Genomic DNA, 13,215 nt, shown 5'->3' with positions numbered 1-13,215 from the left:
TTGGGCAAGCTCGACCGGCGCCGCATCGCCGCGCTGGTGGGCGTGGCGCCTTTGAATCGCGACTCCGGCCAGATGCGCGGGCAGCGTTGCATCTGGGGTGGGCGCGCCGATGTGCGACGAACGCTGTACATGGCCACCCTCACGGCAGTGCGGTACAACCCGGCGCTCAAGGCGTGCTACGAGCGCCTGCTGATGGCCGGCAAGCGCAAGAAGGTCGCCCTGGTCGCCTGCATGCGCAAGCTGCTGACGATGCTCAACGCCATCGCCAAACATGGCTCGATGTGGGATTCGACTATGCATTGCGCTTGACGAGCAAGACGGTTGCTCAGTCCAGCTTCACCCCCGCCGCCCGGATCACCTTGCCCCACATGGCGCGGTCGGCGTTGATGAAGGCGGTGAACTCGGCCGGGGAGTTGCAGCGCAGTTCGCCACCGTAGTCGCGCCACTTCTTCGCCAGTTCCTTCGACTGGCAGACCTTGCCCATCGCCGCGCTCAGCTTGTCGAGGATGGCGGGCGGGGTGCCGGCCGGCGCCAGCAGGCCCTGCCAGGCGATGGGCGTGTAGTCGGGCAGGCCCTGCTCGGCGAAGGTGGGCACGTTGGGGAAGCTGGGATGGCGCTCCTTGCCTGTGATGCCCAGCAGCTTGAGCTTGCCGGCCTGCACGTTCGAAGCCGCCGCGGGCAGCCCGTCGTACATGAGCTGGATCTGGCCGGCCAGCAGGTCCGCATAGGGGCTGTTGCTGTTGTAGGGGATGAGGTTGGACTTCACGCCCGCCGCGTTGTTGAACCACACGGCCGACAGGTGCGAGTAGCTGCCGATGCCCTGCGTGGCGACCGAGACGGACTCCGGCCTGGCCTTGAGCTGGGCGATCAGCTCCTTCGCGTCCCGGGCCTGGACGCCAGGGGTGGCGATGAGGCCCGTGTTGAGCACGCCCATCAGGCTGATGGGAGCGAAGTCGCGCTCGGCGTTGAAGGGCAGCTTGCCGTACAGGTGCGGCACCACCGAGAGCGAGCTCGTGGTGCCGATGTACAGCGAGTAGCCGTCGTTGGGGGCCTTGGCGGCGACGTCCGTGCCGATGATGTTCGAGGCGCCGGGGCGGTTCTCCACGTAAAAGGACTGGCCCAGGATCCTGGTGAGTTCGGCCGCCAGCTCGCGGGCGTTGGCGTCCGGCCCGCTGCCGGCAGGGAAGGGGGCAATGATGCGCACCGCCTTGCTGGGGTAGTCGGCCTGCGCGGCGGCGCCGCCGGCGGCCAGGGCCAGCCCCGCGGCCGCCAGGGCCAGCAGGACCCGGCGGGCCGGGAGCTTGTTGGGTCGGGTCATGAGTGTCTCCATCTGCGAATCCGTGCCACTTGCACGGCGCTGGATCATACAAAAACACTTTGTATTGTCAAAATACGAGAAAATAAATATTATTCATCCATCGTCGAATCATGGATGTTCGATCGTTCTCGAATGGAGACAATCTGATGCAAGGCACTTCCCCTTCCGACCTGCAGTTCAGCCACATCGGCCTGTACGTCACCGACCTGCCGCGCATGGCGCGCTTCTACAAGCAGGCGCTGCGCTTCACGCAGACCGACGCCGGCGACCTGGGCACGGTGCAGCTGGTGTTCCTCAGCCGCGACCCGGACGAGCACCACCAACTGGTGCTGGCCACCGGCCGGCCGGCGGACATGGCCTTCAACGTGGTCAACCAGATCTCCTTCCGCGTGCCCGACCTGGCGGCGCTGCGCCGCTTCCACGACCGGCTGCTGGCCGAGGGCGCGACCGACATGCACCCGGTGACGCACGGCAACGCCGTGTCGGTCTACTGCCGCGACCCCGAAGGCAACCGGCTGGAGCTGTTCATGGACACGCCCTGGTACTGCGACCAGCCGCTGCGCGAGCCGATCGACCTGGCCCAGCCGGACGAAGCCATCCTGGCGCAGGCCGAAGCCATCGCCAGGCGCTTCCCCAAGTTCATGAGCCGCGCGCAGTGGCGGGCCGAGGTCGCGCGCCGCATGCAGGAAGACCAGCATGGCTGAGGCCGCGCCGGTGTACGACGTGGCCATCGTGGGCCTGGGGCCCACCGGCGCCACGCTGGCCAACCTGCTGGGCGCCGCCGGCCGCTCGGTGCTGGTGATCGAGAAGGAGGAGGGCATCTTCCCGCTGCCCCGGGCCATCCACTTCGACGGCGAGGTGCTGCGCATCTTCCAGGCCGCCGGGCTGCGCGAGCAGGTGCTGGCGATCTCGCGACCGGGCACCCAGGGCATGCACTTCGTCAACGGCGCCGGCGAGACGATGCTCATTCGCGGCGGCTCGGCCGCGCTGGGCCCGCACGGGTGCGCCAACAACTACTACTTCCACCAGCCGCAACTGGAGGCGGTGCTGCGCGAGGGCCTGGCGCGCTTCCCGCAGGTGCGGGTGCTGCTGCGGCATGAGCTGACCGCCGTGGCGCAGGACGCAGAGGCCGCTACCCTGAGCTACCGCTCGGCCGAGGACGGCACCGTGCACCGTGCCCGCGCCCGCTACGTGGTGGGCTGCGACGGCGCCCGCTCGCCCATTCGCCAGCACATCGGCAGCCCGATGGTCGACCTGGGCCTGCGCCAGCCCTGGCTGGTGTTCGACGTGGTGCTGCAGCAGCCGGTGGACCTGCCGGACCACACCGTGCAGCACTGCGACCCGCGCCGGCCCATGACCTACTGCAACGTCGTGGGCGCGCGCCGGCGCTGGGAGATCATGGTGCTGCCCGACGACGACCGCGAGGCGATGGTGCAGCCCGAAGCGCTGTGGAAGCTGGTCGCGCCCTGGGTGCGCCCGGAGCAGGCGCGGCTGGAGCGCGCGGCCATCTACACCTTCCACTCGGTGATCGCCGAGGGCTGGCGGCAGGGTCGGCTCTTCCTGGCCGGCGACGCCTGCCACCAGACGCCGCCCTTCCTGGGGCAGGGCATGTGCGCCGGCATCCGCGACGCTTCCAACCTGGCCTGGAAGCTGGACGCCGTGCTCGCCGGGCGCGCGCCGCAGGCGCTGCTGGACACCTACGAGTCCGAACGCAAGCCGCACGTGCGCGCGCTGATCGAGCTGGCGGTGCGCCTGGGCAACATCATCCAGACCACCGACCCGGCGCTGGCCGCCGAGCGCGATGCGCGCTTCCGGGCCGGCCAGCCCGAGGTCTTCGAGCTGCCGCCGCAACTGCTGGGCGAGGGCGCCTTCGATCCCGAGGCGCCCGGGCTGGCCGGCCGACCCTTCCCGCAGCCGCGCCTGCAGGACGGCCGCCTGTTGGACGACCTGCTGGGCCGGCGCAGCGCGGTGATCGGCCGCGCCGACGCGCTGCGCGCCGCCGCGCCCGCCACCGCGCAGCGCTGGCAGCGCTGCGACGCCATCGTCATCGACCGCCCCGATCCGCAGATCGACGCCTGGCTGCAGGCGCACGACGCCCGTGCCGTGATACTGCGGCCCGACCGATATATCGTCGGCGTCGCGCGCTCGGGGCCTGATCTGGATCGCATCTCGCAATACCTCCCCGTCGCGCCATGAAGAAGCATTCACCGGGGGCCTGCCGTGTCGGAAACATCAACGTCCAGCCTGGAGCGCATGCTGGGGGTGCTCGACCTGTTCGACGACACCCATCTCACGCGCACCGCGGAGGACATCGCCCAGGCGCTGGACGTCTCGCTGCCCACCAGCTACCGCTACGTGCGGCTGCTGCTGCAGGCGGGGCTGCTGCAGCGGGTGGAGGAGTCGCACTACGCGCTGGGCCCGCGCATCATCCTGCTGGACCACTACATCCGCCGGGCCGACCCGGTGCTGCGGGTGGGCGTGCCCATCCTGCGCGAGCTGGTGCAGGCCACCGGCTTCGACTGCGTGGTCACCGGCCTGTTCGGCCAGCAGGTGCTCGACACCCATCGCGAGATGGGCGGCGCCCCGGCGGCGCTGTCCTATGGGCGCGGCCGTCCGCGGCCGCTGTTCCTGGGCGGCGCGCCCAAGGTGCTGCTGTCGACCTTCGGCTCGGCACAGCTCAAGAAGCTGTTCGAGGCGCGCCATGCGGAGCTGGTGCGCTGCGGCCTGCCGGCCGACTGGGCGGGCTTCCGGCGCTACTACGCGGGCATCCGCAAGGCGGGTTACTACGTCTCGCGCGGCGAACTGGAGCCGCACCTGTCGGCGGTGGCCGCGCCCATCCTGAAACCCGACGGCGGCGCCTGGGCCGCCATCTCCCTCGTGTTCGAGACCTCGCGCCTGGCGATCGTCGACCTTGAGAAGCTGGCCAAGCTGATCACCGAGGCCGCCACGCGCATCGGAGGTCGGCTGGCCTAAATCCATCCACCCTCCCTCCCGTTCATCGAAGGACCCCCATGAAACTCATCAGCTACCAGCACGGCGGCCAGGACAGCTACGGCGCCGTCGTCGGCGACCGCGTGGTCGACCTGCGCGAAGCCTTCGGCGCGCGCGCGCCCGACCTCAAGGCCCTGATCGCCGCCGGCCTCGTGCGGGAGGCCGCCGCCCAGGTCGCCGCCACGCCGGCACCCGCGCTGGCGCTGGCCGACGTGAAGCTGCTGCCGGTGGTGCCCAACCCCGGCAAGATCTTCTGCATCGGCCTGAACTACGGCGAGCACATCCGCGAGACCGGCAAGGAAGTGACCGAGAAGCCGGTGATCTTCCTGCGCGTGGCCGATTCGCAGCTCGCGCACGGCGAGGACATCGTGCGTCCGCGCGTGTCCGAGCGCCTGGACTACGAGGGCGAGATCGCGGTCGTCATCGGCAAGGGCGGTCGCCACATCTCCGAGGCGGATGCCTGGTCGCACATCGCGGGCTACAGCTGCTACAACGACGGCAGCGTGCGCGACTGGCAGCTCCACACCTCGCAGTGGATCCCGGGCAAGAACTTCTGGAAGACCGGCGCCTTCGGCCCGTGGATGGTCACGGCCGACGAGATCGCGCCGGACCAGAAGATGACGCTGATCACGCGCCTCAATGGCCAGGAGATGCAGCGTGCCACCACCGACATGATGGTGCACAGCATCCCGCGCCAGATCGCCTACATCTCGGCCTTCATCCCGCTGGAGCCGGGCGACGTGATCGTCACCGGCACCCCCGGCGGCGTGGGCAACAAGCGCAACCCGCAGGTCTTCATGAAGCCGGGCGACGTGTGCGAGATCGAGGTCGACGCCGTCGGCGTGCTGCGCAACGGCATCCGCGACGAGTGAGCGGTGGGCGAGACCGCCGAGATCCTGGCGCTCGAGGAGCGTCGCCGCGCAGCCATGCTGGCCGGCGACGTCGAGGCCTTGCGCACGCTGCTCGCGCCTGACCTGCGCTACGTCCACTCCACCGGCGGCGTCGAGTCGCAGGGCAGCCTGCTGAAGCTGCTGGCCTCGGGCCAGGCCGTGTACCGGCAGCTCGCCTTCGACGCGCTGGCCGTGACCCGCACCGCCGACGCCGCCATCGTCTCGGGCGAGATGCGGGCGCTGGTGCAGCGCGGCGACGTGCAGCGCGAGATCGCCACCTGCTACCTGGCCGTGTGGCTGCGGCGCGCCGGCGCCTGGCAGCTCGCCGCCTTCCAGGGCACGAGCCTGCCTGCGCGCTGAGCAGCGGCCGCTGCTCTTTTCTTCAAGGGACAACCATGCATGATTTCCTGCGCGGCGCCAGGCCGCACCTCCTCGGCCTGATGCTGGCCGCCTTCTGCCTGGGCAGCGCGGCCCAGGACTATCCCTCGCGCCCCATCCAGATGGTGGTGCCCTTCGCCGCCGGCGGCGGGCTCGACCTGAACGCCCGCAACCTGGCGGAGGCCATGTCGGCGCAGCTCGGCCAGCCCATCGCCGTCGCCAACCGCGACGGCGCCGCCGGCACCATCGGCCTGAACGCGGTCGCCGGCGCACGCGCCGACGGCTACACGCTGGCCTTCACCCCCGCCGTGCCGCTGTCGAGCGAGCCGCACCGCCTGAAGTCGCTGGCCTACGGCCTCGATTCGTTCCGCTACGTCTGCCAGGTCTTCGACAACATCTTCGCCATCGCGGTGCCGGGCAACTCGTCCTACCGCCGCATCGACGACATCCTGGCCGATGCCCGCAAGGACCCGGGCAAGGTGAACTACGGCACCTCCGGCACCGGCTCCATCCCGCACCTGGGCACCTCGGACATCGAGGCCACCGCCAAGGTCACGCTGACGCACGTGCCCTACAAGGGCGACGCCCCGATGCTGCAGGACCTGCTCAGCGAGCGCCTGGGCTTCGGCGCGGTGCTGGTCAGCTCGATCACGGGCCACCTGAACAGCGGCGCGCTGCGGCTCGTCGCTGTCTACGCCGACAGGCGCCATCCTTCGTTCCCTGACGTGCCGACCCTGAAGGAAGCGGGCGTTCCCGTGGTGCAGGCCAGCTTCGGCGGCGTGCTTGCGCCGGCGCGCACGCCGGACGCCGTCGTCGCCCGGCTGGAAGGCGCCTGCCGCGCGGCGGTGGCCTCGCCGAAGTACCAGGGCTGGGCGCGCGGCGCCAACCAGGTGGTGGACTTCCGCCCCGGCAGTGAATTCGAGCGCAACATGCGCGAGGACAGCCGGCTCAAGGCCGCCACGATCCAGCGGCTGGGCCTGAAGCAGCCTTGAAGCATCATTCGTCCCATGACGACTTCCATGACACGACCCATCCTTCACACCCTGATCTGCAGCACGCGCCCCGGACGCGTCGGTCCCGCCGTCGCCGAATGGGCGCACGCGGCCGCCCGTGCCCACGGCGGCTTCGATGCGCGGCTGGTGGACCTGGCCTCGTTCGGCCTGCCCGTCTTCGACGAGCCGGAGCATCCGCGGCTGGGCCGCTACCAGCACGCGCACACGCGCGCCTGGAGTGCCAGCGTGAGCGAGGCCGACGCCTTCGTCTTCGTCCTGCCCGAGTACAACTTCGCGCCGCCGGGCGCCCTGGCCAATGCGCTGAACTACCTCGTGCGCGAGTGGCACTACAAGGCGGTGGGCTTCGTCAGCTACGGCGGCATGTCCGGCGGCATCCGCGCCGTGCAGGCGACCAAGGGACTGCTCGGCACGCTCAAGGTGGTGCCGATGCTGGAAGCGGTCGCCATCACGAACGTGGGGCAGCAACTGCAGGCCGAAGGCGGGCTCGGCGCCAACCCGGCCCATGCCCAGGCCGCGACCGCCATGCTCGACGAACTGCTGCGCTGGACGGTGGCGCTCCAGGGCCTGCGGGCGAAGTAGATCGGCTGTTCATGGAGAAGACATGATCGACAAGATCGCTCAGACCACGGCCGACGCGATCGGCCCGGTGGCCGACGGCGCCACGGTGTTGCTCGGCGGCTTTGGCACCGCCGGCATGCCCGACGAACTGCTCGCCGCGCTGATCGGGATCGGCCCGCGCGGGCTGACCATCGTCAGCAACAACGCCGGCAACGGCGACACCGGCATCGCGGCCCTGCTCAAGGCCGGCCTGGTGAGGAAGATCATCTGCAGCTTCCCCCGCTCGGCCGACAGCTACGTCTTCGACGAGCTGTACCGTGCCGGCAAGATCGAGCTGGAGCTGGTGCCCCAGGGCAACCTGGCCGAGCGCATCCGCGCCGCCGGCGCCGGCATCGGCGCCTTCTTCTGCCCCACCGGCTTCGGCACCGAGCTGGCCGGCGAGCGCGAGACCCGCGTCATCGACGGCAGGCCCTACGTGCTCGAATACCCCATCCATGGCGACCTGGCCCTCATCAAGGCCGAGCGCGGCGACCGCTGGGGCAACCTCACCTACCGCAAGGCCGCGCGCAACTTCGGCCCCGTGATGGCCATGGCCGCGAAGAGGACCGTCGCCAGCGTGCACGAGATCGCCGGGCTGGGCACGCTGGACCCCGAGGCCATCGTCACCCCCGGCATCTTCGTGAGCCGGATCGTGAAGATCGCGCGCACCGCCACCCAGGCCGGCGGCTTCAGGGAGGCGGCATGAGCTACCAGCGCAGGAGCAAGGACGCGCTGGCCGCGCGCGTGGCGCAGGACATCTTCGACGGCGCCGTGGTCAACCTGGGCATCGGCCAGCCCACGCGGGTGGCCAACCACCTGCCGCCCGGACGCGAGATCATCCTGCACAGCGAGAACGGCATCCTGGGCATGGGCCCGGCGCCGGCCGAGGGGCAGGAGGACTACGACCTGATCAACGCCGGCAAGCAGCCGGTGACGCTGCTGGCGGGCGGGGCGTACTTCCACCATGCCGACAGCTTCGCGATGATGCGCGGCGGGCACATCGACATCTGCGTGCTGGGAGCCTTCCAGGTGAGCGCGACGGGAGACCTGGCGAACTGGAGCACGGGCGAGGAGGGGGCCATCCCGGCGGTGGGCGGGGCGATGGACCTGGCCACGGGCGCCAAGCAGACGTGGGTGATGATGGACCTGCTGACCAAGCAGGGCAGCAGCAAGCTGGTGGACAGGTGCACCTACCCGCTGACGGGGCTGGCCTGCGTCAAGCGCATCTACACCGACCTGGCCACCTTCGAGTGCTCGCCGCAGGGGCTGGTGCTGGTGGACATGGTGGAGGGCCTGGAGCGCGAGGCGCTGCAGGCGATGGTGGGGCTGCCGCTGCGATGACGCGCGCTTGATGATGCCGGGATCGGGGTGATGGTGCGAGGAACGTCCTGGATCATCCGGTGCGTTTCTTCTCTCTGCGCGAGAATCGCGCACCTCATGGGTTCATCGTCTCTTCGAATCGTCATCGGCCCGCGTTGGGCCGCCTTCGCCCAGCCCAGGGACGGCATGCGCATGCTCGGTACGGTGCAGCGCGGCATGCAGATCGGCGCCCTGGCGCTCCTGGACGACGGCAGCTATGTCCAGGTCAATGGCGACGTGATAGAGCGTTTGAACACCAGCCGCGTGCTGCACGTCATGCGCGGCCGGCACGAAGCCGCACCTCGTGAGACACGGCCTGCGGCCGCGCCCGTCGTCATCGTGAAGAAGCGTCGCCGGGTCGCCGCGGAGTGAGAGCGCTGCGCATCACTGGAAGCAATGCGACAAAAAGACGAAAGCCTGCCATGAATGCATGGCAGGCTTTCCTTGGTGGGGTGCGGCCAGACGGGGTGGGGTGGTAGGACGTACAAGATTCGAACTTGTGACCAACGGATTAAAAGTCCGCTGCTCTACCAACTGAGCTAACGTCCCCCTCGTCTTCTTGCTTCTTCTCGCACCGGAGCGAGCCCGCTGCGCAGCAAAGCGCGCAAGTATAGCGTCATGCGCCGCGGGCCAGACGGTCCAGCACCCATCCCGCCGCGCATTGGCCGAAGGTGGCGGTCACGCTGACCACCGAGCCGTAGCCATGGCAGTTGAGGCTGCCGTCGGCGCTGCCGGAGGTGGCGCAGGAGGCATCGGGCGGCGCGACGCTCTCGGTGCTGAACACGCAGGGAATGTCGATGCGGCGCCCCTCCCCGGGTGCGCCGTGCTGCTTGCGCAGGCGCTGGCGCAGGCGCGCCAGCAGCGGATCGTGCGAGGCGCGGGCCAGGTCGTCGATCTCCACCTGGTGCGCCAGCCGCTTGCCGCCGGCTGCGCCCGCCGTGATGAACAGCGTGCCGCGGCCGGGGCCGCGCGCCCAGGCGGCCATGGCGAGCTTGGCTGCCATCTGGTCGCAGGCGTCGATGACGGCATGCACGGGGCCGTTGGCCGCAATGGCCGCATCGCGCAGCGCATGCCAGTTGCCGGGCTCGACGAACTCGTCCAGCGGCAGCACGCGGCAACCGGGATGGATCTGCGCGATGCGCTCGCGCATGGCCTGCACCTTGGCCTGGCCGACGGTGCCGTCCAGCGCATGGATCTGGCGGTTGATGTTGGATTCGGCGATGTGGTCGAGGTCGACCAGCGTGAGCGCCCCGACGCCGCTGCGCGCCAGCGCCTCCACGGCCCAGGAGCCGACGCCGCCGATGCCGGCGACCAGCACGTGCGCCGCACGGATGCGGGCCGCGCCCGGCACGCCGTAGAGGCGTTCGAGTCCGCCGAAGCGGCGGGCCAGGTCGGCGGATGCCGTGTCCGCCGCCGTGGCATCCTGGCTCATCGCAGACGGCTGAGCCGCTCGCGGCCGGCCTGCGCGGCCTCGGACTGGGGATAGGCCTTGACCAGGTCTTCCAGCGTGCGGCGTGCCGCGCGCGTGTCCTTCAGCTCGATCTGGCAGTTGGCGATCGACAGCACGGCCTCGGGCGCCTTCGGGTGGTCTGGCGCGGTCGAGAGCATCGAGCGGAAGTTCGCGATGGCCTCGGCGTAGTTGCGCGTGGCGTACTGCGCGTTGCCCAGCCAGTACAGCGCCGAGGGCGCGTAGCCGCTGCGCGGGTAGCGCTTGACGAAGTCGGCGAAGGCGGTCTGCGCCTGGGCGAACTGCCCGGCGCGGAAGACGCCCAGCGCCGCATCGAAGTCGGCCTTCTCCTTCGGGTCGGCGCTGAACTCGCGGCCGTCCACCGACACCTGCGTGGGCTCGTTTTCCTTGAGCTTGTTGTCGATGTCCGCCTGCCGCTGCTGCATCTCGGACAACTGGCGCGTGAGCTGCTCGTTCTGGCCGGTCATGCGCGCCAGCTCGCCGCGCAGCCCGTCGATCTGCTGCTGCAGCTCGACCAGGCTGCGGCGCAGCTGGGCGTTCTCCTGCGTGCCGGCCTCGGCCTGCTGGCGCACCGCCTCGACGCGCTGGCGCAGGTCGAGGATGGCGCGGCGGGCCTCGTCGTCCTCGAACAGCGCCGCCTGCGCACCCGCGGACGCACACAGAACAAAGGCGGCAAGCGCCGCCTGCCGCCAAGGGTGCATCGACATGGTCAACGGTAGACGATCTCGGCGCGGCGGTTCTGCGCCCACGCGTCCTCACCCGTGCCCTGGGCCGCCGGCTTCTCCTTGCCGAAGCTCACGGCCTCGATCTGCGCGTCGTTCACGCCCAGCAGGGTGAGCGCGCGGCGCACGGCCTCGGAGCGCTTCTGGCCCAGCGCCAGGTTGTACTCGCGGCCGCCGCGCTCGTCGGTGTGGCCTTCGATGGAGATCTGGCGCGACGGGTTGGCCTTCAGGAAGCGGGCATGGCCGTCGATCAGCGACTGGAACTCGGGCTTGATGGTGTAGCTGTCGAAGTCGAAATAGACGATCCGTGCCACCCCGACCGGGCCCTGGCGCGTCTGCGCGTTCGGGTCGATCGTGACGGGTGCCACGCCGCTGGCCGCGCCGCCGGTGCCGCCGGCGCCCGCACCGCCGGCGCCTGCCGCGCCGTCGTTGAGCTTGGTGCCGGACGAGCATCCGGCGATGAGCGCCACGATGGCCAGCGAATAAAGTGAACGTCTAAGCATGTCGGACTCCTCTGGTTGATCTTGATTGGTTGATCACTGCTTCTGAAACGGACCCCAGTCCGGTTCGCGGATGTCTCCCGCTTTGCCGGCCAGGCGTGCCTTGATCTTTCCGTCGAGCGTGGTGGTCATCAGGGCCTCCCGGCCCTGCAACTGCGTGGCGTAGACGATGAGCTTGCTGTTGGGCGCGAAGCTCGGGTTCTCGTCGGCGCTGGTGTCCGTCAGCGACGTCACGGTGCCGCTGGACAGCTCCATCACCTGCAATTTGAAGGCGCCGCCGGTGCGCGTGATGTAGGCCAACCACCGGCCGTCCGGGCTGACCGACGGGGAGATGTTGTAGGACCCGGAGAAGGTCACGCGGGTCGGGTTGCCGCCGCCGGCCGACATCTTGTAGATCTGCGGCGAGCCGCCGCGGTCGCTCACGAAGTAGATCGTGCCGCCGTCGGCCGAGTAGGTGGGCTCGGTGTCGATGGCGCTGCTCTGCGTCAGGCGGCGCGGTTCGCCGCCGCCGGCGGGGATGGTGAACAGCTGCGAGCCGCCGTCGCGGCTGAGCGTCACGGCCAGCGTGCCGCCGTCCGGCGACCAGGCCGGCGCGCTGTTCGAGCCCTTGAAGTTGGCCACCAGCCGGCGCTGGCCCGTCGCCACCGAGTGCACGTAGACGACTGGCTTGCGCGATTCGAAGGAGACGTATGCCAGTTGCCCGCCGTTGGGCGACCACACGGGCGAGATGATCGGCTCCGGGCTGGCCAGGGCGGCCTGGGCGTTCTCGCCGTCGGCGTCGGCCACCCACAGCGTGTAGCGGCCGCCGGCGCGCGTGACGTAGGCCAGGCGGGTCGAGAAGATGCCCTTCTCGCCGGTGAGCTTCTCGTAGACGTAGTCGGCGATGCGGTGCGAGGCCAGGCGCAGGTCGGCCTGCGGCACGGTGTAGCTCTGGCCGCCGAGGTCCTGGCCGCGCACCACGTCCCACAGGCGGAAGCGCACGTCGTAGCGGCCGTCGGCCAGGCGGGTGACGCTGCCGGCCACCAGCGAGTCGGCCGTGCGCTGGCGCCACAGGGTGAGGTCGGGCCGGGCGTTCTCGTCCATCGACTGGCCCGAGGCGTCGACGCCGCGGAACTGGCCGCTGCGTTCCAGGTCGGCCTTGACGATCTCCGAGATCTTCTGCGGCGAGGCATCTTCACCCTTGAACGGCACCAGCGCGATCGGCAGCTGCGTCAGGCCCACACCCGATACCTCGACCCGGAACTGGGCCAGCGCAGGCAGGGCGGGGGAGGCAGCAAGGGCCGCGAGAAGGGAGCGGCGAGCGAGGGGCTGGGCGGGGAAGGAGCGGATGGACGGCAACAGCGTGTTGTTCATGCAGTTCGGAGAAATGTCCCGCAACGAAAGTTTCCGACTGGCGGAAAGCTAGCAATGGTACACATTGCCCCGACGTCTACGTCACAAACTGTGTACGTTCCGGCCGCGTCCTACAGTGCGGGCGGCGTCGGGGCCGCCGGCAGCAGCATCTGGGCGGCCCGGGCCACCCGCACGCAGTCCTTGATGTGCTGCTCGCCCAGCGTGCGCAGCGCCGCGTAGCCGAGCGCCGCGCCCGCCAGCTGGCCGGCCAGCGGCACCCAGCGGGCGGCCTGGCGCGCGGTGAGCATCACGCCGGCGCGGCGGGCCAGCGCCAGCAGCAGGTCGCGCGTGAGGAGCTTGCCGATCAGCACCGCGCCGATGGTGTTGGCGGCCTGCAGCACCCGCTCGCGCTGGCGCGGCGAGAGGTGCGCCAGTTGCGGCGTCGCCAGGCCGAACTCGGCGCTGATGCTGGGCAGCAGGCGGGCCAGCAGGGCGGCGTCGGCCGCCAGGTCGACGCCCGGCAGCGGCAGCGCGCCGGCCGCCGCCGCCAGCAGCGCCTTGCGGCCCAGCAGGCGGCGGCTGCGGTGGACGGCCGCGACGAGCGCGGGATCGCCTTGGGCGAGTTCGATGGCGGAGGGCATGGTGCT

The 13,215-nt window shown here is 70.3% G+C and carries 17 protein-coding genes and 1 tRNA gene; 11 read left to right on the top strand and 7 right to left on the bottom strand.

Going from position 1 to position 13,215, the window contains the following annotated elements:
* Positions 1 to 309 (top strand): transposase (locus Q392_RS29090; RefSeq protein WP_157008417.1); only part of this gene is annotated, 309 nt, incomplete at its 5' end.
* 16 nt (positions 310 to 325) lie between these two features.
* Here the strand turns inward: Q392_RS29090 and Q392_RS29085 are convergent.
* Positions 326 to 1,318, bottom strand: coding sequence for a Bug family tripartite tricarboxylate transporter substrate binding protein (locus tag Q392_RS29085; RefSeq protein WP_038217138.1), 993 nt, complete (start codon positions 1,316 to 1,318; stop codon positions 326 to 328).
* Between the two features lie 146 nt (positions 1,319 to 1,464).
* Here Q392_RS29085 and Q392_RS29080 point away from each other — a divergent pair, with 146 nt between their 5' ends.
* The 10 genes from Q392_RS29080 to Q392_RS29035 all read left to right on the top strand — a co-directional run bounded on the left by Q392_RS29080 (position 1,465) and on the right by Q392_RS29035 (position 8,918).
* Complete coding sequence (locus tag Q392_RS29080; RefSeq protein ID WP_038217135.1) at positions 1,465 to 2,022, top strand: VOC family protein; 558 nt, start codon at positions 1,465 to 1,467, stop codon at positions 2,020 to 2,022.
* Positions 2,015 to 3,514, top strand: a complete 1,500-nt coding sequence (gene mhpA / locus Q392_RS29075) for a bifunctional 3-(3-hydroxy-phenyl)propionate/3-hydroxycinnamic acid hydroxylase MhpA (protein ID WP_038217132.1) — start codon at positions 2,015 to 2,017, stop codon at positions 3,512 to 3,514. Before Q392_RS29080 ends, mhpA begins: the two co-directional genes overlap by 8 nt.
* A 24-nt stretch (positions 3,515 to 3,538) precedes the next feature.
* On the top strand, positions 3,539 to 4,291 hold the full coding sequence (locus tag Q392_RS29070; RefSeq protein ID WP_245610852.1) for an IclR family transcriptional regulator: 753 nt from the start codon (positions 3,539 to 3,541) through the stop codon (positions 4,289 to 4,291).
* A gap of 38 nt (positions 4,292 to 4,329) precedes the next feature.
* Positions 4,330 to 5,181 carry a fumarylacetoacetate hydrolase family protein gene (locus Q392_RS29065; protein WP_038217128.1) on the top strand — a complete coding sequence of 284 codons (852 nt, stop codon included), beginning with the start codon at positions 4,330 to 4,332 and terminating at the stop codon, positions 5,179 to 5,181.
* Positions 5,182 to 5,184: 3 nt separating this feature from the next.
* The gene (locus Q392_RS29060) at positions 5,185 to 5,559 is read left to right on the top strand and encodes a nuclear transport factor 2 family protein (RefSeq protein WP_038217126.1); all 375 of its coding nucleotides are present in this window, start codon (positions 5,185 to 5,187) and stop codon (positions 5,557 to 5,559) included.
* A 35-nt stretch (positions 5,560 to 5,594) separates the two neighbouring features.
* Positions 5,595 to 6,569: a Bug family tripartite tricarboxylate transporter substrate binding protein gene (locus Q392_RS29055; protein ID WP_051954053.1), complete on the top strand. Its 975-nt coding sequence runs from the start codon at positions 5,595 to 5,597 to the stop codon at positions 6,567 to 6,569.
* Positions 6,570 to 6,596: 27 nt separating this feature from the next.
* Positions 6,597 to 7,169: an NADPH-dependent FMN reductase gene (locus tag Q392_RS29050; protein ID WP_038217124.1), complete on the top strand. Its 573-nt coding sequence runs from the start codon at positions 6,597 to 6,599 to the stop codon at positions 7,167 to 7,169.
* A 22-nt stretch (positions 7,170 to 7,191) separates the two neighbouring features.
* Positions 7,192 to 7,893 carry a 3-oxoacid CoA-transferase subunit A gene (locus Q392_RS29045; protein WP_038217121.1) on the top strand — a complete coding sequence of 234 codons (702 nt, stop codon included), beginning with the start codon at positions 7,192 to 7,194 and terminating at the stop codon, positions 7,891 to 7,893.
* Positions 7,890 to 8,528, top strand: a complete 639-nt coding sequence (locus tag Q392_RS29040; RefSeq protein WP_038217118.1) for a 3-oxoacid CoA-transferase subunit B — start codon at positions 7,890 to 7,892, stop codon at positions 8,526 to 8,528. Before Q392_RS29045 ends, Q392_RS29040 begins: the two co-directional genes overlap by 4 nt.
* 165 nt (positions 8,529 to 8,693) lie before the next feature.
* Positions 8,694 to 8,918, top strand: a complete 225-nt coding sequence (locus Q392_RS29035; RefSeq protein ID WP_211260333.1) for a hypothetical protein — start codon at positions 8,694 to 8,696, stop codon at positions 8,916 to 8,918.
* 101 nt (positions 8,919 to 9,019) lie between these two features.
* Here the strand turns inward: Q392_RS29035 and Q392_RS29030 are convergent.
* From Q392_RS29030 to Q392_RS29005, 6 genes are all read right to left on the bottom strand, one after another.
* Positions 9,020 to 9,095: transfer RNA gene (locus Q392_RS29030), tRNA-Lys, on the bottom strand.
* Between the two features lie 67 nt (positions 9,096 to 9,162).
* Positions 9,163 to 9,978, bottom strand: a complete 816-nt coding sequence (locus tag Q392_RS29025) for a tRNA threonylcarbamoyladenosine dehydratase (RefSeq protein ID WP_038217112.1) — start codon at positions 9,976 to 9,978, stop codon at positions 9,163 to 9,165.
* Positions 9,975 to 10,721: a tol-pal system protein YbgF gene (ybgF, locus tag Q392_RS29020; RefSeq protein ID WP_038217109.1), complete on the bottom strand. Its 747-nt coding sequence runs from the start codon at positions 10,719 to 10,721 to the stop codon at positions 9,975 to 9,977. Before ybgF ends, Q392_RS29025 begins: the two co-directional genes overlap by 4 nt.
* A gap of 2 nt (positions 10,722 to 10,723) precedes the next feature.
* On the bottom strand, positions 10,724 to 11,239 hold the full coding sequence (gene pal, locus Q392_RS29015) for a peptidoglycan-associated lipoprotein Pal (RefSeq protein WP_038217106.1): 516 nt from the start codon (positions 11,237 to 11,239) through the stop codon (positions 10,724 to 10,726).
* Between the two features lie 33 nt (positions 11,240 to 11,272).
* Positions 11,273 to 12,589: a Tol-Pal system beta propeller repeat protein TolB gene (tolB, locus tag Q392_RS29010; protein WP_038217102.1), complete on the bottom strand. Its 1,317-nt coding sequence runs from the start codon at positions 12,587 to 12,589 to the stop codon at positions 11,273 to 11,275.
* 110 nt (positions 12,590 to 12,699) lie between these two features.
* Entirely contained in the window at positions 12,700 to 13,209 is a 510-nt protein-coding gene (locus Q392_RS29005) for a hypothetical protein (protein ID WP_038217101.1), read from the bottom strand.
* Positions 13,210 to 13,215 lie beyond the last annotated feature (6 nt).

Source organism: Xenophilus azovorans DSM 13620, from assembly GCF_000745855.1.
Classification (GTDB): Bacteria; Pseudomonadota; Gammaproteobacteria; order Burkholderiales; family Burkholderiaceae_C; genus Xenophilus; species Xenophilus azovorans.
The sequence above is the reverse complement of the archived record's forward strand: the minus strand, read 5'-3'. Positions and strand labels throughout refer to the sequence as shown.